This window comes from Chryseobacterium formosum (assembly GCF_026460885.1).
Classification (GTDB): Bacteria; Bacteroidota; Bacteroidia; order Flavobacteriales; family Weeksellaceae; genus Chryseobacterium; species Chryseobacterium formosus.
The window spans coordinates 118,413-142,424 of record NZ_JAOVZW010000004.1 but is presented as its reverse complement, the minus strand read 5'-3'; the positions used below and the strand labels follow the sequence as shown (position 1 = coordinate 142,424).

18 protein-coding genes are annotated in these 24,012 nt (G+C 31.8%); 8 read left to right on the top strand and 10 right to left on the bottom strand.

Annotated features, from left to right (window positions below; all coding sequences use genetic code 11):
* Positions 1 to 49 precede the first annotated feature (49 nt).
* Positions 50 to 862 carry an AraC family transcriptional regulator gene (locus tag OF897_RS05035; protein WP_267264603.1) on the top strand — a complete coding sequence of 271 codons (813 nt, stop codon included), beginning with the start codon at positions 50 to 52 and terminating at the stop codon, positions 860 to 862.
* Between the two features lie 39 nt (positions 863 to 901).
* On the opposite strand, the gene OF897_RS05030 is transcribed toward OF897_RS05035, so the two are convergent.
* Both OF897_RS05030 and OF897_RS05025 read right to left on the bottom strand, forming a co-directional pair.
* A complete protein-coding gene (locus OF897_RS05030; RefSeq protein WP_055981058.1) occupies positions 902 to 1,078 on the bottom strand; it encodes a histone H1 in 177 nt (58 codons plus the stop codon).
* Positions 1,079 to 1,263: 185 nt separating this feature from the next.
* The gene (locus OF897_RS05025) at positions 1,264 to 2,685 is read right to left on the bottom strand and encodes an aminotransferase-like domain-containing protein (protein ID WP_267264602.1); all 1,422 of its coding nucleotides are present in this window, start codon (positions 2,683 to 2,685) and stop codon (positions 1,264 to 1,266) included.
* A gap of 117 nt (positions 2,686 to 2,802) precedes the next feature.
* Here OF897_RS05025 and OF897_RS05020 point away from each other — a divergent pair, with 117 nt between their 5' ends.
* The 6 genes from OF897_RS05020 to OF897_RS04995 all read left to right on the top strand — a co-directional run bounded on the left by OF897_RS05020 (position 2,803) and on the right by OF897_RS04995 (position 10,231).
* A complete protein-coding gene (locus OF897_RS05020) occupies positions 2,803 to 3,315 on the top strand; it encodes a hypothetical protein (RefSeq protein ID WP_267264601.1) in 513 nt (170 codons plus the stop codon).
* 190 nt (positions 3,316 to 3,505) lie between these two features.
* Positions 3,506 to 4,354 (top strand): helix-turn-helix domain-containing protein, encoded by an 849-nt coding sequence (locus OF897_RS05015; RefSeq protein WP_267264600.1) that lies wholly within the window; start codon positions 3,506 to 3,508, stop codon positions 4,352 to 4,354.
* 659 nt (positions 4,355 to 5,013) lie between these two features.
* Positions 5,014 to 5,541 carry a hypothetical protein gene (locus OF897_RS05010; protein WP_267264599.1) on the top strand — a complete coding sequence of 176 codons (528 nt, stop codon included), beginning with the start codon at positions 5,014 to 5,016 and terminating at the stop codon, positions 5,539 to 5,541.
* Positions 5,542 to 5,617: 76 nt separating this feature from the next.
* Entirely contained in the window at positions 5,618 to 6,409 is a 792-nt protein-coding gene (locus OF897_RS05005; RefSeq protein WP_267264598.1) for a fimbrial biogenesis chaperone, read from the top strand.
* Positions 6,402 to 7,427 carry a hypothetical protein gene (locus OF897_RS05000; RefSeq protein ID WP_267264597.1) on the top strand — a complete coding sequence of 342 codons (1,026 nt, stop codon included), beginning with the start codon at positions 6,402 to 6,404 and terminating at the stop codon, positions 7,425 to 7,427. Before OF897_RS05005 ends, OF897_RS05000 begins: the two co-directional genes overlap by 8 nt.
* Positions 7,428 to 7,435: 8 nt before the next feature.
* Entirely contained in the window at positions 7,436 to 10,231 is a 2,796-nt protein-coding gene (locus OF897_RS04995; protein WP_267264596.1) for a COG1470 family protein, read from the top strand.
* Here OF897_RS04995 and OF897_RS04990 read toward each other — a convergent pair whose 3' ends face one another.
* Positions 10,232 to 13,123 carry an AsmA-like C-terminal region-containing protein gene (locus tag OF897_RS04990; RefSeq protein ID WP_267264595.1) on the bottom strand — a complete coding sequence of 964 codons (2,892 nt, stop codon included), beginning with the start codon at positions 13,121 to 13,123 and terminating at the stop codon, positions 10,232 to 10,234. It abuts the gene before it with no gap.
* Between the two features lie 298 nt (positions 13,124 to 13,421).
* Here OF897_RS04990 and OF897_RS04985 point away from each other — a divergent pair, with 298 nt between their 5' ends.
* Entirely contained in the window at positions 13,422 to 13,952 is a 531-nt protein-coding gene (locus tag OF897_RS04985) for a YfiT family bacillithiol transferase (RefSeq protein WP_267264594.1), read from the top strand.
* Positions 13,953 to 14,012: 60 nt separating this feature from the next.
* Here the strand turns inward: OF897_RS04985 and OF897_RS04980 are convergent, their stop codons facing one another.
* The 7 genes from OF897_RS04980 to OF897_RS04950 all read right to left on the bottom strand — a co-directional run bounded on the left by OF897_RS04980 (position 14,013) and on the right by OF897_RS04950 (position 24,000).
* Positions 14,013 to 14,810: a phosphatase PAP2 family protein gene (locus OF897_RS04980; RefSeq protein WP_267264593.1), complete on the bottom strand. Its 798-nt coding sequence runs from the start codon at positions 14,808 to 14,810 to the stop codon at positions 14,013 to 14,015.
* An 18-nt stretch (positions 14,811 to 14,828) separates the two neighbouring features.
* Entirely contained in the window at positions 14,829 to 17,249 is a 2,421-nt protein-coding gene (locus OF897_RS04975) for a TonB-dependent receptor domain-containing protein (RefSeq protein WP_267264592.1), read from the bottom strand.
* Between the two features lie 241 nt (positions 17,250 to 17,490).
* Complete coding sequence (locus OF897_RS04970; protein ID WP_267264591.1) at positions 17,491 to 19,473, bottom strand: LTA synthase family protein; 1,983 nt, start codon at positions 19,471 to 19,473, stop codon at positions 17,491 to 17,493.
* 54 nt (positions 19,474 to 19,527) lie between these two features.
* On the bottom strand, positions 19,528 to 20,811 hold the full coding sequence (locus tag OF897_RS04965; RefSeq protein ID WP_267264590.1) for a sensor histidine kinase: 1,284 nt from the start codon (positions 20,809 to 20,811) through the stop codon (positions 19,528 to 19,530).
* Between the two features lie 4 nt (positions 20,812 to 20,815).
* Positions 20,816 to 21,490 carry a response regulator transcription factor gene (locus tag OF897_RS04960; RefSeq protein ID WP_267264589.1) on the bottom strand — a complete coding sequence of 225 codons (675 nt, stop codon included), beginning with the start codon at positions 21,488 to 21,490 and terminating at the stop codon, positions 20,816 to 20,818.
* Positions 21,491 to 21,558: 68 nt separating this feature from the next.
* On the bottom strand, positions 21,559 to 23,529 hold the full coding sequence (locus OF897_RS04955; RefSeq protein ID WP_267264588.1) for a heavy metal translocating P-type ATPase: 1,971 nt from the start codon (positions 23,527 to 23,529) through the stop codon (positions 21,559 to 21,561).
* A 45-nt stretch (positions 23,530 to 23,574) separates the two neighbouring features.
* Positions 23,575 to 24,000 carry a Fur family transcriptional regulator gene (locus OF897_RS04950; protein WP_267264587.1) on the bottom strand — a complete coding sequence of 142 codons (426 nt, stop codon included), beginning with the start codon at positions 23,998 to 24,000 and terminating at the stop codon, positions 23,575 to 23,577.
* Positions 24,001 to 24,012: the final 12 nt, after the last annotated feature.

The window sequence follows — 24,012 nt, the reverse complement described above, 5'->3', positions numbered from 1 at the left end:
ACAGTACAAATTTACTACTGTCAATTTTCTTAATTTTGCCAAAAACTTTATGCAAAACGCCAAATCCAAATGCAGTCTTACCGAACAGGAAAACGGATTTTTTGATGATTCAATCGAAAAGCAAGCTTACATTTGGTATGAAGAAAATTGGCAACATGATGATTATGAACATCTTCATCAACGCGCTCAACTTAATTTTGTAAAAGAAGGCTATCAATATTTTCATATTGATGATAAAATCTATCTCGTTCCGCAAAATCATGTTATCTGGATTCCTTCTCTACAAAAACATAAAATTACCTCGGAAGCAGAAACTGTAAAATTAATGGTCAGTTTATTTAAACACATTCCTGAAGATGATTTTTATGGAAAAGTTCATGTATTTTTAGCTCCGTCAATTTTAAAAGAAATGCTTTTATACGCTTCAAAATGGAATAAATTAACAGAAGAAAACCATGAACAGGAAGTTTTTATGAATGCTTTGCTTACAAGCCTTCCCAATTTCTGTGATGAAAATTCTGCTTTACAGATTCCTATTCCTTCAGATAAAAGATTATTGGAGGTTTGTGAGTTTATTAATGAATGTTATCATGAGAATCACAGTATCGAAGAATTGGCTGAAAAGGCAAATCTTTCAACAAGAAGTCTGCAGCGAATTTTCAAACAAGAAACCGGAATAAGTGTAAAGAAATATATTCAACTGATAAAAATTCTGAAAAGTGTAGAATTAATCGATTCAAATCAGTTTACGTTAAGCGAAATTGCTTACAAAATTGGCTACAAAAGCCTTTCTGCATTTACATCTTCCTATTTGGCAGTGATGAATGTAAAACCAAAAGTAATTAAGAAAGTAACATTTTAAGACAAAAAAATAAGCCGACTAAATGAGCCGGCTTATTTCTTATTTTTTAGATTCTTCAACAGAAACTTTTCTAAAGTCTTTGAACAATTTGCTTAATTCTAAAGCTGATTTACGAGCTCTAGTTCCAGCTGCTTTGTTTCCTTTTTCAACTTGTTGGTTTGCTTCTGTAGTGAACGCTTCAAATTCTGCGTTGATTTTTTCGATAAGTTCTTTCATGTCTATAAAATTTAGGCTGCAAATATATGTTTTCAGACGATTCCAGCCTAATTGTAGAGGTTTTTTTTGACATAATAAGTGAAAATATAACATGAAAAATCAAAAAAAGGTAAAAAAGCAACTTTTAGAGGGCTGATTTAACATAATAACTCACTTTTCTGACCTAAATTTTTAGCATTTACTTTTTACTTTAAAAGAAGTTCTCTTGCTTTCACACCAGCTTTTTCTATCAAAATAAGACTTTCCGAAGTCAGATAATCAGAAAATACAGCTCGGAAACAATGCTGATATTCGTTGGTTATAGAAAACGTATTTCCGGGTGTAAATAGGATTTTGTTCTTCTCACAATAATTATAAAATTCTTCCATATTAATTTCTCTGGACAGTTCACACCAAATGCTGTAACCGCCTTCTGGTTGATGGAAATATGAGCTTTCAGGAAAATATTTTATTAACGCTGACCATAAATACATCGCCTGTTGATTTAATTTTTTCCTGAACGAACGGAGATGACGGTCATAACTGTTATTTTGAAGAAGTTTAACAATTAATTCCTGATATAATGGAGAAACCGTTCTTCCCAATGAAAATTTTATTTTTTCTGCTTCGTGATAAAACTTTCCTGCATGTAACCAACCCAAACGAATTCCTGGAGCCAGGCTTTTAGAAAAAGATGAAAAAGTTATTACATTATTATGTTCATCAAAATTTCTAAGGCAGCTTGGTCTTTGTTCGGTAAAATGCAAATCACCATAAATGTCATTTTCAATAATTGTAATTTTAAATTTTCCAGAAATACTCAGTAATTTTTTTTTATCTAAATCATTCATTAATTTCCCTGTAGGATTGTGGAAATTGGGAGTAATAACCAAAGCTTTGATCGGATGTTCAAGACAGACTTTTTCAAAATAATTTATATCAAAACCGTTTTCGTATTGTACAGGAATTTCAATGATTTTAAGTTTTAAATTTGCCACAACTTCAAGTACCGAAAAAACGCACGGACTTTCAATCGCAATCACATCCCCTTCATTCGTCACAGAGCGGAGCGCAATAAACAAAGCTTGCAATGCACCATCGGTGATGATAATTTCATCGGGATATATAATACTTCCAACTCGTCGCATTCTATCGGAAATAAGATTTCTCAATTCTTCAGAACCATTTGGTGGATAATAACGAAGTAATGAAGCACCTTTTTCCCTGATTACGTTTTGCATTGTGCGAAGAATAAGTTTTTGCGGAATCATAGAATCTCCGGGGACAGCATTATTGAAAGAATTTGCTTCGGATGATTTATTTCTTGCTGATGTTAATTCAAGATTACTGGTAAAGTCAACATCTCTTGAAACTGGTAAAAATTGTTTTTGTGAAGTGGGAAACTGATTTTCAAAACTTTTATCGACAAAATACCCTTTTTTGGAAACGCTTTTCACCAAACCTTTTAAAATAAGGCTTTCATAACCGCTCTGAATAGAAACAATACTTAAATTATATTCCTTTTTTATTTCACGAATCGAAGGTAAACGCTCACCTTTTAACAAAATCCGTTTATTGATTTTATCTTCGATAGCCGCAGTGAAAATTTCATATTTATAAGAAAACATTTTTTTTAATAAATCTATACTGAGCAAATTTATAAAATTAAAATCTGTACTGATTATTTTTTCATACACTGTATCTATTTTCTGAAATCAAATCTCTCTACCTTTGATAAAAAAGTAATGGAAATAGTTTCAAAATTTGTAATTGGTTCAGATAAAGGAGTTTCAGATTTTTTAAATGTAAAAAAACTTGCATTTATTAATCTTCACAAGAGTTTTATTAGTGAAGAAGAAATCAATAGTTATATTGAAGAGAATTTTGATGAAAGAAAAACGATTAACGAACTGAATAATCTTTCCAACCAGCTTATCATAACTTATAAGGAAAATTTAGCTGTTGCATACTGCCTTATCAAAAGCGGTTCAAGAAATCCGCTTTTTCCTGAAGAAAAAAGAGCCACAGAAATTGATTTTGCAATTCTCCCAGAGCATGATTCCGAAGAAATAAGAACTTCACTTTACACTAAATTTTCATCTGCAACTAAATTCGCCGATATTATCTGGATTAATATTTTACAACATAACACATTAATTGAATTTCTGAAAAGCAAAAATTTTGAACTTGTTGAAAGTACTTTGAGTCAGGAATTTAAATTACCTGCAAATATTTTTTGTTTGGAATTATTAAAATAGTTATCAAACAAATATCAAAATCATACTCTTACTATCGTTAAATTTAACCTTATTTTAAAACAATTGAAATAAATTCAAACATAACGCATTATTTTTTGAATATTTTTTACATAATATTCAAAATAACTATTAATTATACCACATAAATACTTATTTTTGGCGAATATTTATTAAACACCATCACCACATAATGTTTAAAGTATTCGATGAATTAAAAAATAACGGATTTAGTATTAATTTGGTTTCCGAAATAATTAAGCGCAACAATTTTTCAAGAAAATTTAATACTTCAGATTATTTTTCCATTTTTCTGGTTGGAGAAAATCTTGACATCACTGTTGAGAATAAAAAATATCAAATTCCTGGAGGAAACTCAGTATTCATTGGTCCTCAAAAAAATGTAGAGTTTGGAAATACTTTAGGGAAAGAAATCTACTCCATTGTTTTTTCAAAAGAATTTTTCGACAAAACTTCAAAAGACAGTATTTATTTAAACTCAAATATATTTTTCAATTTTAAGTCTCACATTTTCGTAGCTCCCTATTTTGGGAACAACGATTACAACAAAATCATATTAATAGAAAGACTTAAAAAGTTTTCTGCTATCGATGAAGAAAATATTTTTATTTCTGCAGCTCATAACGCTATTGAAAGTTTAATTCTTGATGCACATTTACACATTGATCACAAAAATGATCCAAAAGAAGACCATTTACATTCTGTAAGTTTAGTCAATCGTTTTACAGTAATTCTTCAGCGAGATTACAAAACCGAGAAGAAAGTTTCTTATTACGCAAGTGAACTTAGAGTATCAAGTAGAAAATTGACAGACATGACAGAATTTGTTTATGGCAAATCTGCAAAACAAATGATTATTGAAAAAGTCACTTTCGAATGTGAGAAAGCTATTAAATTTTCCAACAATACTTTATCTGAAATTGCATTTGATTTAGGCTTTAAAGATGAAGGTAACTTTAGCAATTTTGTAAAAAAACATAGTGGTAAAAAGCCATCCGATATGAGAGAATTGGTTGGATAGAATCTTAATATTCCACACAAAAATCCCACATAAATTAATGTATTTTGCTCTAATTATTAGAGCATTTTTCATTTGTAATCAATTATAAAATAAAAACAATAATCCATTAATTATCAAATGATTAAAATTAATTTTTACGTAAAAATTTATAAATATTTACGTAAAAATTATTAAATCAAACCCACACTAAATTGTATTACGTATTTATACTGATTACATTTGCATTATTAAATAACAAGAACATATAAAAATCATTAGTATCACAAAATAAAAAGAACACCAAATCACAAAGTTTTAAAAGTTTTTTATTAGTATTTAATCTATTCTTTTCAACCAATACATTCAATCATATTAATAAACTTTTCATCATCAGTTTTCAGTGGTAACTGGATTTATTAAGACAATTAATGAATCCTGTTACCTTTTTATCTCAGTTAAAAAAAATGATTATTCTCAATTGTTTCTCAACAATAATTAATTATTCAAATTAGATATTTGCAGCAAAAACACTATTCTTTGCAGTAAATACAGTATCACTTACTCATTTTTGTAAAAATTCACAAAAAATAAGCGTGTTTTTGCAAATCCCATTCTCTAAATGGCATGTATCTTTGCACTCGAAAAGAATAGATAAATATCTAATTAAAACTGATTGATACATGAAACAATTTTTATTTACAGCATTAGCTATCGTGGCTTTTGCTACTACTGCTAAGGCTCAAAACCAGGTTAAACTGAATGTAATTCTTAGGCCTATCCAAACTTTAACGATTAAGGAAGATCAAAAAGATGTAAATCTTGAGTATGTTACGACAGCAGATTACCAAAATGGTGTTAGTAAAACAAATGACAATCATTTAACGATTTACAGTACCGGAGGATTTCAGGTAAAAGTGCAGGCAAATAATGCAAATATGGAGCTTAACGGTAAGAATATGGCGGTAAGCACTATAAAACTTACCACTTCTGCTGGTTCACAGGCATTAGAAAATGCAACTTATAAGCAGGATTTACCTCTTTCTGCAAGTGAAACAACAATTGTATCTTCTACAAGTGGTGCCGTAAATAAAAATGTAAATGTAAAATACCAAGGTGGAGGTGCGAATACTTACATTGATAATTATGTAGCTGGGCAAAACCCATCAACCTATAAGGCAACTTTAGTTTATAGCATTGTAAGTGCATAAAAAAAAATTGAAAACTGATGATGATAAGAAGTGTCACAAATATTAAATTGTGGCACTTTTGTCGTAAAATTCTGATATGAAAAAATTTGTTTTACTTTTCTTATTCATAATTATCAAAATTCAAGCTCAGACAGGAATTTCGGTATCTCCACCAAGAGTTTATTTTGAAACAGTATCCGGAAGCAGTAACACACAAAAGGTTACTGTAACCAATGTGAGTGCAAAACATACATTGGATCTTGCTGTGAGTCTTGGAGATTGGGAATATGATGAGAGAGGTGAAAATATCATGCAACCAGCAAATACTTTAGAAAACTCTTGCGCAGATTGGATAAGCATTAACAAAGAAGATACTTATTTCAGCCTTGGTCCTGGAGAAAGAAAGGACATCAATGTAACTTTAACTACTCCTACTCTATCAAAAGACCAGCTTGATGCACATACAGCCGTACTTTTTGTTAGTCAAATGAATCCTGTAGACGGAAAAGACAATACGGGAGCCAAAATAAAAGTAAGCGTAAAATCAGGAATTAAAATTTTTCATAAAAAACCAGAAACTTCCGCAAGAAAAATCGAAATTAAAGATTTAAAATTCGATACAGCCAATAAAGTTCTGAATCTGCAGTTTGAAAACCAATCATCATTATGGACTGATGGTAAAATCACCACAGACCTAATCAATACAACGACGGGAAAAAAAGTAGCCGTAGAAACGGTTGTTTTTTATACACTTCCCGGAAATATCAGAAAAGTAAGCATTCCTGTTAATGATTTAAAAGAAAAAGGCTCTTACAATCTATCTGTCCTGATTGATTACGGGGACGATAGTACTTTGGAAATGGCAGAACTGAATTTTAATTATGAATAAATATTTTACTGTTTTTTTCCTGATTTTAAATTTGGTTTTACATGCTCAGGTTTCTGTAAGCTCGTGGATAAACAGTTATATGCAAATCAACAACTACAACGGAAACACAAATTCGGATGCATATACCGTTACATTTGCGGGAAACGGAAATTTTAATGTACCCAACTGGAGACTTTCTGCACGTCTTCAGCAAAATATTATTTCTGAAAACGGACAATACACTATTCCGGGGAACAAGGTTTCACTTCAACCAATTTCTACAACAGGACAGGCAAGTCCGGGACCGATTCCGTCTATGGCTCAAATTGGGGCAACATCAAATGTATTTCTGCAGGAAAATGTGGAAGCTTTTTTGGTTCCTCAATCTAATGCACCACTTTATAATATGTCATCTTCACCAAATGCGTATTATAGTTTATCATTAAAATATGCGATTACGCTTATGGGTGGAGCTTATTTGGGAAATTATCCTGCATGGACGAGATTTAATGCAACCATAGAATTTACCGCTTACGACCAAAATAATAATGTGATAGGAAGAATACCACATACTTTTCAGTTTCATATCGGAAGTCTTTCCGGGACACCTCCTGTTACGCAGGAAATGTCTATGATTATTGACTCTAATGCATCAAATGGTACGCTTTTATTCGACAGTGCGCAAGATTATAATGACGGAAACAGTGTCACCTACACCAATGGTTTAAGAGTAAGTACAAACACCAACTTCCAGCTGAAAGTACGTTCTATTCAAAATAATCTTAGTTCACAGCTTGGTTATACCATTCCGATATCTACAATTCGTGTAAGATTACAGCCTTTATCGCAAGGAACACAAACGGTTTATCCTTTAACCTTATCTACTACGAGTCAAATTTTAGCTAAAGGAAATGCTTCTCAGACAACAGCTTTTAATTATGATCTCATTTATTATTCTGTAGCTCAGGATCCGCAGCTTATCAACGCAAAACCCGGAGAATATTCTACGTCTCTGCAATACGAAATTACGCCTCAATAAGTTTTTAAATGAGTTTTAGTTACGGAAAGAAAATTCTGTTTTTTATTTTAATGGTCATTGGTTTTATAAAAACTGATGCTCAAACTCAGCAGTTTCCTATAAGAATGGAAATTGAAAAAGATAATCAAATTTCAAAATCAAGATTAATTAATATTGTCGTAGCACTGCAAAACAATGGTTCAGAGAGTTTTACAGGAAACCTGCAATCTGTTTTACCTCAAGGTTACAAAGCAATTTCCGGAGCACAGATTCCGGTAAATCTTCAGAAAGGTGAAAAGAAATATATTCCTTTACGATTAATTGCAGACACCAATGCAAAAGCGGGAAGTTCGGAACTGAAAATCCAGCTTTTAACCCAAACCGGAAACATTATTTCTGAGCAAATCACAACCCATACGATTGAAGTAGACAACAACTTAATGATGTCGCCGCTGTCGCCTATTATTTTCAAGACTTCAGATAATGAGACTATTTCGGTAAAAATTCGTGTATCAAACACAGGGAATATAGCACAAAACATTACTTTGGTTTGTAAATTTCCAGATCCAGACAATGGAAACTCTTTTGTAGAACAGGAAGCTGTTATCGGTGTAAAAAAAGATTCCATATTTACATTTAATTATCAGCCGTCAAAAAGTCTTTCGGGAAGTTCAAATTATACAATTAATATCTCCGGTTTTAGAAATCCCGAAAAAGAAATTTTTAATACAACCAGCGTAACTGTTCAGAATATTGCCAGTAAGCAGCGTTTTCAGGAACCACAGTACAGCAATTTTACAGATCCTTCGAAAAATGAAATCACCACTTCATTCAGAAGAATGGGTGAAAATCTTAATATGTACCAAATTTTAGGTTCAGGCGGATTTAATTTACCTTCGGGATATCTTTTATTAAAAGCAAATGCATCTCTTTTTAACAATCAAGATTTACCGGTTCTTACTAACACCAACATTACTTTTTTTCAAGGTAATAATGAATATAATATAGGTTCTGTAAACAGAATTTTTGAAACTACACTTTCAGGTCGTGGTGTAGAATACAGCCATAATTTTAGCTCAAATAAAAAATTAGAAGTCGGATTAGTAGACCAAAACTTTAACCTCCTCGAAAGAAACGCATTTTTTAAAAACGGACATGGTTTTTTCACCAAAGGAAGTCTAAACACCAACAATGACGATAAAAATTTATCGGCTGTTTACGTTTACAGATACGACCCTTATGAAAAAGGGAAACATCACATTTTGGGAACTGAAGGAAATTATGCATTTAACAAAGAATGGAAATTTAATACTAAACTAAACGCAGGATTAAGTTCTTACGATGTACAGGATGTTCTTAAACCTTCATTAGCTTTTGAAACGACGTACAGAGGAGTTATTGATAAATATGATTTTAATGGAAATTACTTCTATAGTTCTGCATATTTTCCGGGAAACCGAAGAGGAAGTACACAAATTCAGCAGAATGTTTCAAGAAGTTTCGGAAATTATACTCTGTTTACAAGTTTTAACTATTCTAATTTTACTCCAAAATATTACTTTTTCACTCAAAAGCAATATTCAGAGAATGAAAGATTTGATATCGGTGTAAAATTTCCGAGCATAAGGAACGTCAATTTTAGTATGATGTACCAATATCAGAATGAATCTTCCAACAGTTTTAACAATTTTTTAGGGAGCTGGTTTGATGATAAAGCTAAAAATGTTGACGTACACAGACTAGTAGAATCTTTTACATGGTCAGATTACAAAAGCAGACAGTCAGTTCTTTTATCTTTTGAGAATGGGTTTGTAAATTATCCGCTCGTAGAAAATCCACAGTTTCAGTTTAGATTTACCGGAAATTATACTTTCAAAAAATTTAACTTTAATGCAATCTATCAGAAAGGAAGTTTTTATCTTTCTGAATATGCATTTGCCTATCAATTCAACAAAAATATAGATTACGAAAGACGCTCATTCTCACTTTTCTATAACAACCAGTTTTTAAAACAAAAACTAAATGTAAGTACCGGAATTTCTTATGTAGATGATATTATTTACGGTAAAGCGCCTTCAGCTTTTTTCAATGCGAAATACAGCACCAAAAAATTCGGAGCTTTTTTAAACTCTTCATGGTACAATTATTCTGTTGGAAGCTTAACGAATAATATTTTTACGTTAGAACTCGGAGTTACGATTAATATTAAAAAATCTGCGCTTGATTCCGGTAAAAAAGGAAAAATTCAAATTTTCACGTTTTATGATGAAAATAACAACAATATTTTCGATCCCGAAGAAAAACCTGCCCATGATTATATTGTAAGCATCAATAATGTTGTACTAAAAACGGACGCTTCAGGAACAGCAGTTTACAAAAATGTTCCTTTCGGTAATTTTGAATTAAAACAATTAATACAACAAGGTTGGTATTATGATGAACAAGAATTAGATTTAAACAGATACAACTATCCTTTAACAATTCCGCTTCATCAAAATGGAACTTTGATGGGAAGATTATTTGTAGATTATAATGCTGCAACTTCTGTTGAATTTGACTTAAAAGCCACATCCATTTACTTCAATATCCTTAAAGATAATCAGCTTGTACAGAGATTCAGCGCCAATGATGAAGGAAAGTTCACTTCGTTTCTTCCAACAGGAAATTACACAGTGATGATTGATGAATCGTCACTTCCAGCTAATATTTACTGTGACCAAAAAGTTGGAAACGTCAGTTTAAAAGCCGGAGAAATTTCTAAAGTTCCTGATTTTATCCTTAAAGTGAAGCAAAAGAAAATTAACAAAAAAACATTTACCAACTAATTATTTTTCCTTTACATCTTTGATAATCTTTTTCTCTGCAGCTTTCGCTTTTTGTTCCTGAGCAGCTTTTTCTTTTCGCTGTTGCCTTTTTGTTTTTTTCTCGGCACGACGTTCTTCACGAATCACTTTGTTGGATTTTTGATTGTATAAAGCATCAACAATTCCTTGTCCAGTTTTACTGAAGATTTTAATTTTCGGTTTCTCGTGAGTTCCAGTAACCACTACAGGAAAACCAATTAAACCACCTGGAAGAATTCCTACTCTGATTCTTAAATCCAGTAATCCGTTGAAACTGGTTGTTCCACTAATTGTAGGTCTTAAAATAGAAACTTTAAAAGTAAATTTATCAACGTGAATTAAATTATTTTTGATATGAGTTTCGATATTTACGCCTTTCATATCTGGATTATTGAATGCTTTTGCTCCAATGTCATTTCCAACTGCAGAAAGCATTTTTAAGTTTTTCACTTCCACATCCCGAAGATTTACCACTCCTCCACCTTCAAGAGACGGATAAATTGGAGTCATATTCTTATCAAAATCTCCTTTTAATTTATAGTCTATAGAAACAATTCCTTTCACGTTTTTTGCGGCAGTTGCCATCTCACGAATCATATCAATCTCGTTATACGCTCGTTGAACATCAAAATCTAAAACATTTAAGGCAATATCATAATTTGCGGTCAACGGAGATTCATCCTGATAACGTGCATCAATTTTCATTCTGCTTCCTACAACGTCAAATGAAGTATTTTTTAAGAAAACTTCTCCTTTATTTACCGAAGCCAAACCGAAAAGATTATTAAGATTTAAACCTTTAAACTCAACATTTTTGGCATCAGCTTCCAACGAAACATCTAGATTTTTAGGGATAATTACAACTCCGCTGCTTTTCGGATTTTCTACTTTGGCATAATCAACTTCTATCGATTTTTTTGAATTATCTCCGTCTTTCAAGGCCATAAATTCATCAATCAAAATGTATCTTGATTTTAATTTGAATTTCCCGTGAAGCGTTCCTTTTCTTTCAATGAAATAATTAATCGTATTTAAAAGGTAACCATTTAAAGCAAAATCTGATTTCCCATAATTCGCAAAAAACTTTCTGAACCACATTTTTTCATTCTCAAACTGAAAATTCCCTTCTTTAATATAAAATGATTTTGGAAGATATTCTGTGGTTGCTTTTATATTTTTTAAAATCAAATTTCCTTTGTTATCTAATTTGCTGTATTGACCTGTAGTTGCATAGCTTTGTCGTCCGTTTAATGATAAATCAGCCATAATTAAACCGCTTACATCCAAGCCTTTTTTAGCAAAAACTTTATAAATTCTTCCGACATTTAAAACTCCTTTTGCCCGAACTTTATACAAAACATCTTCAAAATTCTGAAGATCTGCATTTACAAAAACAGGGTTTCCTTCAAAATCAAATTTAAAAGGATCGAGTTTTACTCCCAAACTTTTGAAAGTTTCGTCTGTATTTGTAATATTTGCGGCAATATTAATATTCTGAATTGGGTTCGGGTAGTATTTTGTTTTTAACCAACCGTTTTTCAGATTGAGATATCCGTTTGTTTTAGGGAATAGTTTTTTATCTAAACTAAAAATTCCGTTTGCTTTAATATTAGTATCCATTAAACCTCGAACATCAATATCTTTTAAGCCTAAAGCCTGACTCAAAGTCTGCAAATTAACCGCGCCTTTTACATCTGCATTAATCTGCATTTCATCTAAACCTTTAGTCTTTACCACAGCTTTGAAATTATTATTCGGACCTAAATCAAAACTCAGATTTTTTAAGTCTAATCCTAATTGTTCGGTATTTAAATCCGGTAAATCTACATTCAGATCCATATTAAAATTGTTCATCGGAACAGGCGCCTTTCCGTTAGAAACAAAACCATCTTTCATCAAAAGTCTGGCTTTTAATCTTGGTTTCAAATTTTTAGGTTCGCTGAATCTTCCTTTTAAACTGAAAAACAAATCGCTGTTTCCTTCAATCTTCGTGTCTTTTGCCCAATCTAAATATTGTGGCGGAAGAACGGAAATCATATCACGAATTGTCGTTTTTTCTGAAGCTGCGTTAATATCAAGATTATAACCATCTTTCAAAATACTTACAAAACCTGTAAATTTTAATGGTAATTCGTTAATTCTCAGTTCATTTTTTCTTAAAACAAAAGTCAACGCATTGGTATTAATTCTCGTGATTAAATCTGCATGTAGCGTTTTTTGTTTGGCATAATAAATTCTGTTTAAGCTAAAATCAAGTTTATTAATATCTAAGTAGGTTGTAAGGTCGAAAATATCTTCACTTAAACCACCTTTTCCTGTATAATTTAAACCTTTTGCATCGACTAAAACTCTTGCAGCATGGTCGTTATATTTGATATTCCAGTTTTTTAGTTTAATTAAATCCAATTTAATTGAAGCTCCCGCTCCGGTTGTATCTTTTGGTTTTTCCGAAGGTTTTGAAACGTAAACATTATAATTTGCTTCTCCTTTTGTATTGACAAAAACATTTGCAACAGCATCAGTCACGTAAATTTCATCAATCTTAACTTCACCATCGAAAATCAGATTTTTAAGATTAATTCCTACCGAAAGTTCTTTTGCAGCCAACAACGTATCATTCTGAAATGGTTTTGAACCTTTCAACAAAACATCGTCAACAGAAACCGTAAGTGAAGGAAAATGTCTGAAAAATGTAAGATGTGTTTTTTTGTAATCGAGTTTTCCTGCAAGATGTTTATTGGCAAATATTTTTACCTGTTCCGAAACTGTTCCCGGAAATAAAATTGGAATAATAAACATGAGAAAAAGAATGGAAGCAATCGAAATTCCCGTCCATTTCAGAATTTTCAAAATTATTTTTTTAAACCTCTCCATGATTCGATAATTTTGATATTAATAGCTAATAGATTGTGATCATCTCAAACTTATCTAAAATCGAGCCATTGAAAATATAGCAGATAAACAAAAAATAGAATTTTATTCAAGAAAATTCTTTAAAAATAGATCATTTATAAATTGAGCAATTAAGAATAACCTGAAATTCTGAGAAATAATTTAGACAAAAATGAAATGGAAAAAACACAAAAAATTTTGCCTCAATCTATTATTTATTGGGATTTTTGATACATTTACGCTCTCAAAATAATCAATGCTATTTTGAAAAAAAGGAATTATGGAAGAAAACATAGAACAGCTTAAATTTCCTATTGGCAAATTTGAAAAGCCTAAAATTATCACCGAAAATCATATCAAAAACTGGATAGAAACCATCAAAAATTTTCCACAAAAACTAAAATCTGAAGTCGAAAATCTATCTAAAGACGATTTGAAGAAAACATATCGACCAAATGGCTGGATGATTTCACAAGTTGTTAATCATTGTGCAGACAGCCACATGAACAGTTTGGTAAGATTTAAACTCGCTCTAACCGAAGAAACTCCTACAATCAAACCTTATCAGGAAAATTCGTGGGCAGAATTAGTTGATTCTAAAGATTTCTCAATTGAAAGCTCAATAAAAATGCTCGAAGGAATTCATGAAAGATGGACTTTTATTCTTGAAAATTTATCTGAAATTGAACTCAACAGAACGTTTATTCATCCTGAAGGTCAAGAAGAAATCTCACTAAAAACCAATATTGGAATTTACGCTTGGCATTGTAATCATCATCTTAACCATGTGATTATTGCTAAAAGAAATTGAAATAAAATATAATCCCGAAAACATTGAAATTTCGGGATTATTTTTCAAATGAAATTAATTTTAGAAAGTCTTCACAAATCCCAATCCTACACTTTTATTCTGATAAAAAGGCAAAATCATCGCAGAAGAATTTTTGTTTTTTCCACTGAGTAAATTGTTAATTTTAGGAAACAGCCAATACGCCAATTCAGTAGACAAGATTCCAAAACCTGCACCTGCAACAACATCTCCAAACCAATGTTTGTCATTAAACATTCTGTATGCTCCTGTAAAAACTGCAAAAGAATACCCTGAAATACTCAATAAAAAATTAGTGTCTTTATACTCGTGAAACATAAACTGAGCCGATGCAAAAGCAATAGCAGTGTGTCCAGAAGGAAACGACAAAGTATTGGAACCATCGGGTCTTCCTTCTTTTACCAAATGTTTCAGAGGAAGTGTAAATGCAGAAGTAATTAACATTGAAGTTCCGTAAATAATCGTTCTGTCTCGGAAATTATGCTTTCCTTCCATTCCTGCTGCATTCAAACCATAAACCAAAGCAACGGGAGCAAACTGGGTGTAATTATCTAGTCTGATGTGATCTGGTTGATGTTCTTTGATTTCATCACGTGTAGAAAAATTGAGTTGTTTCAAATCTTTTATCGTTAAACTCGCCACTCCATAACCAATAAGTCCAGTCGGAATAATGAGTTTCTTTAGATTGAATTTATTATTTTCAGGATTAATTTGAGTTTCTACAGAATCCTTTTCCAATTGTTGGGTTTGAATACTGTCATTACTATTTTGCGCTGATAATTTGCCGAAATTTAAAATCACAATTACAAAAATGAAGAGGTATGAAGTTTTATTTAGCATTACTGATTGATTTTTAAATTAAAATTTATAACTATAGCCTAATCTGATTACCTGTGTTTCGTAGTAATCATTACTTGTATAATTAAATCCGTTGCCCTGAACTTGTTTTTTGATAACCATTGTATTGAATAAATCGGTTGCATTCACGAAAAATTCTCCTTTACCGTTTTGAATCGATCTTTTAATTCCTAAATCGACTGAAAATCTAGAACCTATTTTTCCCTGCGGAATAATATCGGGTGCTAAATACATTGCAGACAACTGTGCATCAAACCATTTTATAAATTTAAAAGTGTTATTCATTTTAAGATTCCATGAAATTATTCTTTGAGTCTCTGTCGAAAAAACATTTGGAACCGGATAAAGATTGGTCACGCTGAAAGCATCAATCTGATTTCTGTAAAGATTTCCATTAATATTAAATGAATATGTTTTTGAAATTTTCTGATTAAAAATCGCTTCCAAACCGGAATTATTGCTTTTTCCTGTATTTTGAAACACCGCATAAATCAAATTACTGTTCGGAATAATGCTCGAAATTCTCGTAATCGTTCCATCCGAAAAACGATGATATAGTGCAGAATAGAAATACCCGTTTTCCCAATTGTATTTGTACCCCATATCAATTGAATTGGTAAACTGTGGACGAAGAGCAGGATTTCCAACTTTGATGATTTCCGCATCTTCATATTTCGGAAAAATTCTGATGTCGACTTCATTTGGTCGGTCTACCCTTCTGTTATAAAAAATCGAAAGTTTGCTGTTGTCATTCAGTTTATAAGCCAATCTCAGATTCGGAAATGGCTGTGTATAATTGTAACCATCACTTTTATAAGTTGGATGATTTAGATTCACATCATACTGAATTTTCACATATTCCAATCTCATACCTAATTCAGCTTCCCATTTTGGAGTTTCAAAAATATAATTGGCATAAGCTGCAGGAATTAATTCTTTATATGTCGCCCAACCTCCCGAATTTGCATCTAGAACAGAATTTACGCCAGGAATAAAATTCATATCAGTCGGAATATTTCGGTTTCTGATTTTGATTCCGGTTTCTATCCTTCCGTATTTTAAAGATTTCACATAATCTACACTAAAATCATAAACTTGTTCGTCTGATAATAATTTAAAGGCATCCGTTCCACTTGAAGAAGGTAAAAAATTATCGTAAAAATACTTTTCATCTTCTCTGTGAAATGTATAATTAAATCCGATGTTTAATAAATGTCCTGCTTCTTTAAATTTATGTTGATAATTTGCGGTTCCCATCCAAGTCGTTTTCAACTCATCTTCCAAAAACTGCCATAAACGCAATCTCTGCGAATAATTTCCGTTAAAAAAAGGTTGATCTCCACGGTCGATGATTTTTTCACTTCCAAACATTCCGGAAATTGTCAATGAATTTTGAGTGTCAATATTCCAGTCGATTCCTGCTTTTGTAGTAAGAAAATTGGTATTTCTGTTTCGTTTTAACTGAGAATTAATAACAGTTCCGTCTTCGTAATTTCTGGTTACAAATTCGTTTTTGTTCAGTGTTTCTGTATATAAATTATCTGTCTGGAGAAAAATATTTACCCTATCTTTTCTATAATTTAAAGAAACTGAAGGATTAATTTTTGGAGTCAGAGTATATTGTGAACTTATAGTTGGAAGATTTTCCTGTCTTACCCAAAGTGAACCTAAACCTGTTGTTAATCCAACCTTTCCGTTCCAGCCATTTTGTTTGTTTTTCTTCATGATGATATTGATAATTCCTGCATTTCCGTTGGCCTCGTATTTTGAAGAAGGATTATTAATCACTTCAATTCTTTCAATCGAAGAAGCGGGAATATTATCCAACCCTGTCTGACTTCCGAAACCTGTCATTGCGGTTTGTTTACCATCAATAAAAATTGTTACTTTATCATTTCCTCTGAGCTGAATTTTCCCATCCTGAGTGGTAATTCCCGGTAAATTCTGCATCGTCTGCAAAACCGAACCACCATTCTGACTAATATTATCGGCAACAGAATATGTTTTTTTATCAAGCTGATTGCTAATTCCATTTTCCTTGGTGGATGTTAAAACAACTTCATCAATCTTAGTTTCTTTCTCAGCTTTTGGAATCAGCTCAATCATTGGAATTTCAATAAATTTAGAAAGACTTCCCACAAAAAGATTCTGGTGTTTTGTTTCAAATCCTGAAAGAGAAAATTCAAGATCATAAGTATCTGTTTTTACGTCTGTAAGAGAAAATCTGCCCTCATTATCGGTAATTGTCCCTAAAACCAATGTACTGTCATTTGGTTTTTTCAAAACAACACTTACATAAGACAAACCTGTTTTATCTGCACTGTTTTTTATGATTCCGAAAATAGTGACCTGCGTATTTTGAGCATTAATGAAACCAACCGAGACGAGAATCAATAACATGAAAACAATCTTCTTTAGCATTTTTAATATCATTTAAATTATTTTGATACAAATTTGCCATCTGAATTGGAAGAAATTTTGAATTTGGAAGCTTTTGAAAATTAAATTTTTAAGCTCTTTTTAATTAATATTTTTATCAAACTTATTACAAAATTCTCTCGCAGATTTTGCTGATTCAGCAGATTTATTTTTTCTTCAAAACCTGCGAAACTTTCTTAATCTGCGAGAGAATTTTTAATTTATTTTAAATTATTAGAAATACTTAATTCGTCTTCATTTTACCATTTTTAAATCTCGTACTTGCTGTTTGATAATAAGAAATCGTTTCGGAAACCAAAAGATTATTTTTCTTTTTCATTTCCGATAAAGACTGGTCATTTCCTGAAACATTGAACTGTTTAACTCTTTTTCTGTCATCAATTTGTGTAAAAACATTAGCTTTTAGCATTCCCAAAGTGCGGTAATTTCCGAGAAAAGCTCTTTCATCGCCGATTTTGGTTTGATTGATGTCTTTTCCAAATAAAGAAGTCTTGTAATTCCAGCCTAAATATCCGAATAAAGTCGGCATCAAATCAATCTGTGAAGTCAAACGGTCGATTTTTTCAGGAGAATGATTCAGATTATAAATAATTGCAGGAATGTGATGTTTTCCAATATTGATTTCCCATTTTCCTGCGCTACTTGCACAATGATCAGCCACAATTACAAAAACGGTATTTTTAAACCACGGTTTTGATTTCGCATCAGCAATAAATTTCCCTAAAGCATAATCTGTATATTTTACGGCAGCATTTCGATCTCCCTGCGGAAGATTTATTTTACCATTCGGAAAAGTGTAAGGTTTATGATTGGAAGTCGTCATTACAAACTCAAAGAAAGGTTTTCCTTGTTTATGATTTAAATCTGCATATTTTATCGATTGTTTGTATAGATCTTCGTCACAAATTCCCCACGCATTTTCAAAACTGACTTCATCATCTTTTATTTTGAATCTGGACGTTTTAATTTGATCAGAAAGCGGATTTCCCCTGTCTCTATCCACAATATCAAAACCTTGTCCGCCAAAAAAGTTATTCATATTATCAAAATATCCATCTCCGCCGTAAATAAAATATGGATGATAATTTTTAGTTTTAATGATGGTAGAAATCGAAAACAAATTATCATTATTCGGTCGTCTCACAATGCTGTTTCCAGGAGTTGGAGGAACAGACAAAGTCAAAGCTTCCATTCCACGAACGGTTCTGGTTCCGGTTGCATATAAATTGGTAAAAAATATACTTTCTTTTGATAATTGATCGTAATTTGGAGTGAGCTGATCTTTATTTCCAAATTCTGTCAGAAAATCTGCACTAAAACTTTCGATAGCAATTAAAATAATATTGGGTTTTTGCTCATGATTTCCAGTTGTTAATCTTGAAATATCACTGTAATTTGTGGCTGTAAATTTTTGATTTTCTTGTAAAATATTTTTTTTGAGAATTGAATACGCTTCTTTTTCTGGAAGCTTCGGGTAAAAAGTCTCATAATCTAATTCGTTTGATTTAAATGCTGAAATAAATGAAAAAGCGCCATTCTTTCCCAATTCATTAACCACTAAATTATTACTAAAATCTGCCTGTTTATTTTTCATTATTGAACCTAAACAAACTGAAACCAATAGTAAAGGAAGTGAAAAAGTGGATCGTTTTGAAATTGGTATTTTATCTGAAAAAGTATATTTAAAAACCTTTATTTTTTTAAATAAAACAAAAGTAAGCGCAATTAAACCTATTAGAACAAAGACAATTAAAGGAAGCGGATAAGATTCGTTGATATTTTCAAAAACTTCGTATGTATAAATGAGATAATCTACTGCGATAAAATTAAATCTGACTCCAAACTCTTCCCAAAACGGAATTTCAGCCAGCAAACTGAAATAAATAATGATGAAAATTAGTGTTAAATAAAAGTAGGTAAAACTTTTGTCAAACAAAGAACCAATCCATTTTTTAGGCAAAATCAAAAGATACAGTCCATATAAAAACAGAAATAAAGTTCCTACTGTAAAATCGTAAATAAATCCTGTGAAAAATGCTCTCAGAATATAAATTAGATTAAAATCAACATCTTTTGAAGACCAAATCAGAAAAGAAATCCGAATGAGAAATGAAAGCAAAATATATAGACTTAAAACACTGAAAAGTGCAGAAAATCTTGTTCTGTAAAGGTTTTTAATGAAAATTGACAGTTTCTTGAATATCATCACAATTATTTGAGACGACAAGATTACATTCCAATTTTGAAGAAATTTTGAATTTTAGAAATTCACAGAGAAAACATGAAAATTATTTTTAAAAGAATATTCTATTTCCCAATGATGAAATCTGCAGATTTCTTTGATGATCGCCAAACCAAGACCGCTTCCTTTATTATCCGAAGAAAATCTGGAAAACCTTTTGAAAAGTAAATCCCCGTTCAGTTTTTGAGTTCCGGAATTATAAACCTGAAACGAATTTTCATTTAATTCTATTTTAATAATTCCTGAATTCGGGGTGTGACGAATCGCATTGATCAAAAGATTATTGATTAAAATCTCCGTCAAAGCAACATTTCCAACAGCTTTTATATTTGAATTGATGACACTTGAAACCGATATATTTTTTTGCTGAAAATGCTCTTGAAGTGTCTCAAAACATTGCCCGACAAGTTCATCCAATTGAATTTCAGAATTTTCGAACTGATTGTTTTCGATTTTCGCCAAAAGCAATAAATTTTTGTTGATTCTTGAGCTTCGAGTTAAAGCCCGATTCATTTCTTCAGCAATTTCATATTGTTTTTCTGTTAAATCTTTGCTTTGCAGTAAAATATCAAGCTTATTTTTTAAAATCGCTAAAGGCGTTTGTAATTCGTGTGAAGCATTCTCTGTAAATTCTTTTTGGGTTGCATAAACAGAAACACTGTGATCAATCAGCTTTCGAAGTGACTCGTTAAGGTCTTCAAATTCTTTGGTATCGGTTTTTAAAAAATCAATTTTATCATTACTATTAAGATTAAATTTTTTTAATTTTTCTAAAGTATTTCGGAAAGGTTCCCAAATCGTTTTCGATAATCTTCTGTTTAAAATAAACAATCCCATTACGATCATAAGAAAGAAAAAACCTGTAATCAAGCCGATAATCATTACGGTATCTTCCGTTTCTTCGATATTGGTTTCGATGGTAAATAAATACGGAGCATTCTTGATGTAGACAACTTTCTTTAAACATCTATACCGCTCAATTTTCTTATCGGCAGAAAAAGGTTTGTATTTTTCAACGGTAAAAATAGAATCCGGTTTTATCTGATTTATTGAAATTTTTTCAATATTTGTTCCCGGCTGAATTTTATTCCAAAGAGCAATATTTTGCTGAATTTCATCATCATTCATATTTGCCTGATTGAAATCGTAAGAAGTTTTCTCAGCAACAATCGTATTATGCTCATCCAATTCTTCCTGCCAAATAAAATCTACCACAAAATAATACACAGGAACACTGATGGTAAGAACAATCAGCACGTAAATTATAAAAGGTTTTGTAGTTTTACTTAACAGTGGTTTCATAGCATCAATTTACCCATTTGTAGCCAGTTCCATACACTGTTTTTAAATAATGGTCACAACCTGCATCATACAGTTTTTTCTTTAAATTTTTTACATGAGCATAAACAAAATCGTGATTATCAAGCATATCTGCAAAATCCCCAGAAAGATGCTCTGCCAAAGTACTTTTAGAGATGACTTTATTTTTGTTTCCGATAAAATAAATCAACAGGTCAAATTCTTTTTTAGTTAAAACAATTGTCTGATTATTAATCGTTACCGTTTTTGAAAGCAAATCAATCTGCAACTCATTATTCTGTATTTTATTGGAGTTATCAAACTGCTTTCTACGGATAATCGAAAAAACTCTTGCCATCAGCTCAGAAAGATGGAAAGGTTTCGTCAAATAATCATCGGCGCCCATCTGCAGACCATTTACGCGGTCATCCAGACCATTTTTCGCAGAAACAATGATAACACCATCCTGTTTATTTTGTCTTTTCAGTTCTTCTAAAATATCCAATCCGTTTCCATCGGGAAGCATGATGTCTAGAATAATACAATCATATTGGTAAGTATTGATTTTATCCATCGCTTGACGGAATGTAGATGCAAATTCGCAGAGATAATTTTCTTCCGACAGATATTCAGAAATGCTTTTAGCCAAATCTTTTTCGTCTTCTATGATTAAAACTTTCATGCTGCGAATTTATATTTTGAATTTAGAATAAATTTAGAATTTTTATCTGAACCAAAAACATTTTCACCTTAAAACCTCATCTTTTGAATTCTCACTGCATTCAAAATTGCGAGCAAAGCCACACCAACATCCGCAAAAACCGCTTCCCACATTGTAGCCAAACCGCCTGCTCCAAGGACCAAAACAATTCCTTTTACTACAAAAGCGAGAATAATATTTTGCCAGACAATTTGTTTCGTCTTTTTACCTATATTGATTGCCATTGGAATTTTTGATGGCTTATCATCCTGAATCACCACATCTGCAGTTTCAATCGTTGCATCGCTTCCCAATCCGCCCATTGCAATTCCGACATCGCTTAAAGCGACAACTGGAGCATCATTCACACCATCGCCGACAAATGCTACACTTTCATTTCGGGATTTTATTTCTTTCACTTTATTTACTTTATCTTCAGGAAGTAAATCGCCAAAAGCATTATCAATTCCCAATTGTTGAGCTACAAATTTTACAACCGTGCTTTTATCTCCACTTAGCATTGTTGCTTTTACATTCAGACTGTGCAATTTCTCTATGGTCGATTTTGAATCTTCTTTAATTTTGTCAGCAATTATGATATAACCTGCAAATTTCCCATCAAAAGAAATCGCAATTACAGTATAAATAATATCAGCCAGATTAATATCATATTGAATATTAAACTTGTCCATCAATTTAAAATTTCCGACCAATAATTCTTTGTCATTCACATTGGCTTTCAAACCATGACCCGTAATTTCTTCTACATTTTTAAGGTTTATAGATGAATCGATTTTACCAACATACTGATGAATGGCTGTTGCAACGGGATGGGTACTGTTATTTTCCAAAGCATTGACCATTTGAAGCAATTCATTTTTATTAAAATCTGAATTAATATTTACTTCCTGAACTTCAAAAACCCCTTCTGTCATCGTTCCGGTTTTGTCCATTACAACATTTTGGATTTTGGCTATTTTATCTAAAAAATTACTTCCTTTAAACAAAATTCCGTTTCGCGAAGCAGCTCCGATTCCGCCAAAATATCCCAAAGGAATTGAGATCACCAAAGCACACGGACAAGAAATCACCAAGAAAACCAAAGCTCTGTACAACCAATCTCTGAATATATAATCACTGACGAAAAAGTAAGGTAAAAGGCAAATTAAAATCGCTAAAACCACGACAATAGGAGTATAAATTCTCGCAAATTTTCTGATAAAAAGTTCGGTTGGTGCTTTTTGAGAAGTTGCATTTTGAACCAATTCAAGAATTTTACTCAACTTACTATCTTCGTACGCTGTAGTAACTTTTACTTGTGCAACAGTTTGAAGATTGATCATTCCGGCAAGAACTGTTTCGCCTTTATTTTTGGTATCGGGTTTACTTTCTCCCGTCAAAGCTGCGGTGTTGAAAGATGCAGATTCACTCAATAATTCACCATCCAAAGCCAATTTTTCGCCTGATTTTAATTGAATAATGTCTCCGATTTTTGCCTGTTCAGCTTTAATTATTTTCGAAGTATTATTTTCTAAAATAGTCACTTCATCCGGTCTTTGGTCAAGCAAAGCTTTAATATTGCTTTTCGCTCTGGTAACCGCCAAAGTCTGGAAAACTTCGCCGACTGAATAAAACAACATCACTGCAACACCTTCCGGATATTCTCCGATCGCAAATGCTCCAACAGTAGCAATTCCCATCAGGAAAAATTCAGAAAAGACATCGCCTTTCGTAATACTTTCAAATGCTTCTTTTAAAACTGGTAATCCAACCAGAAAATACGCAGCCCCATACCAAACAATTCTCACCCAATCTTTAAACCAATTCTGCGGAAAAAAATGATCCATTCCGATTCCCAAAAGTAATAAAACCAGTGAAATAATGCCTGGTAAAAACATCTGAAATGTTGTTTTATCCGAACTTCCGTGGTCGTGTCCATCGTCATCATTGTGGTCGTTATTGTGATGAATAGCCTGTTTTTTTATATTTTCTCCGTCATTGGAGCAACATTCTTTTGACATTTTTCTTAATTTTATTTCAAATTTATAGAATGGTTTGATGCAATACTATTGCAAACTTTCTTCTTCCAGGCAGTTTTCGCAGATTCCTTTCGCAAAAAATCGTATTTCATCTATCCTGAGACTCGTTTTCATATTTTCAGGAAACGAAATATCTTTTTTACAGGTGGTCTGTTTACAAATTTTGCGGTAAAAATGTAGATGCCAATCTTGGTGAGTATTTTCATTACAACCGTCATCACAAAGCTTATATTTTGTTGTATTACTTTCCTGAATACTGTGTACAATTCCTTTTTCTTCAAAAGTTTTTAAAGTCCTGTAAATGGTAGTTCTGTCTGCATTTTCAAAATGATTTTCTACTTCAGAAAGCGATAGAGCACTTTTCTGATTGCTTAAAAAATCATATATCAAAATCCTCATACTTGTTGGTTTGGTATTTTTATAAATGAGTCTGTTTTCTATATTTTCTTTCATTTACTTCGATTT

Coding starts and splice junctions, on each gene's coding strand:
- OF897_RS05035 (WP_267264603.1), top strand. CDS start 50: ATGCAAAACGCCAAATCCAAATGCAGTCTTACCGAACAGGAAAACGGA.
- OF897_RS05030 (WP_055981058.1), bottom strand. CDS start 1,078: ATGAAAGAACTTATCGAAAAAATCAACGCAGAATTTGAAGCGTTCACT.
- OF897_RS05025 (WP_267264602.1), bottom strand. CDS start 2,685: ATGTTTTCTTATAAATATGAAATTTTCACTGCGGCTATCGAAGATAAA.
- OF897_RS05020 (WP_267264601.1), top strand. CDS start 2,803: ATGGAAATAGTTTCAAAATTTGTAATTGGTTCAGATAAAGGAGTTTCA.
- OF897_RS05015 (WP_267264600.1), top strand. CDS start 3,506: ATGTTTAAAGTATTCGATGAATTAAAAAATAACGGATTTAGTATTAAT.
- OF897_RS05010 (WP_267264599.1), top strand. CDS start 5,014: ATGAAACAATTTTTATTTACAGCATTAGCTATCGTGGCTTTTGCTACT.
- OF897_RS05005 (WP_267264598.1), top strand. CDS start 5,618: ATGAAAAAATTTGTTTTACTTTTCTTATTCATAATTATCAAAATTCAA.
- OF897_RS05000 (WP_267264597.1), top strand. CDS start 6,402: ATGAATAAATATTTTACTGTTTTTTTCCTGATTTTAAATTTGGTTTTA.
- OF897_RS04995 (WP_267264596.1), top strand. CDS start 7,436: ATGAGTTTTAGTTACGGAAAGAAAATTCTGTTTTTTATTTTAATGGTC.
- OF897_RS04990 (WP_267264595.1), bottom strand. CDS start 13,123: ATGGAGAGGTTTAAAAAAATAATTTTGAAAATTCTGAAATGGACGGGA.
- OF897_RS04985 (WP_267264594.1), top strand. CDS start 13,422: ATGGAAGAAAACATAGAACAGCTTAAATTTCCTATTGGCAAATTTGAA.
- OF897_RS04980 (WP_267264593.1), bottom strand. CDS start 14,810: ATGCTAAATAAAACTTCATACCTCTTCATTTTTGTAATTGTGATTTTA.
- OF897_RS04975 (WP_267264592.1), bottom strand. CDS start 17,249: ATGCTAAAGAAGATTGTTTTCATGTTATTGATTCTCGTCTCGGTTGGT.
- OF897_RS04970 (WP_267264591.1), bottom strand. CDS start 19,473: ATGATATTCAAGAAACTGTCAATTTTCATTAAAAACCTTTACAGAACA.
- OF897_RS04965 (WP_267264590.1), bottom strand. CDS start 20,811: ATGAAACCACTGTTAAGTAAAACTACAAAACCTTTTATAATTTACGTG.
- OF897_RS04960 (WP_267264589.1), bottom strand. CDS start 21,490: ATGAAAGTTTTAATCATAGAAGACGAAAAAGATTTGGCTAAAAGCATT.
- OF897_RS04955 (WP_267264588.1), bottom strand. CDS start 23,529: ATGTCAAAAGAATGTTGCTCCAATGACGGAGAAAATATAAAAAAACAG.
- OF897_RS04950 (WP_267264587.1), bottom strand. CDS start 24,000: ATGAAAGAAAATATAGAAAACAGACTCATTTATAAAAATACCAAACCA.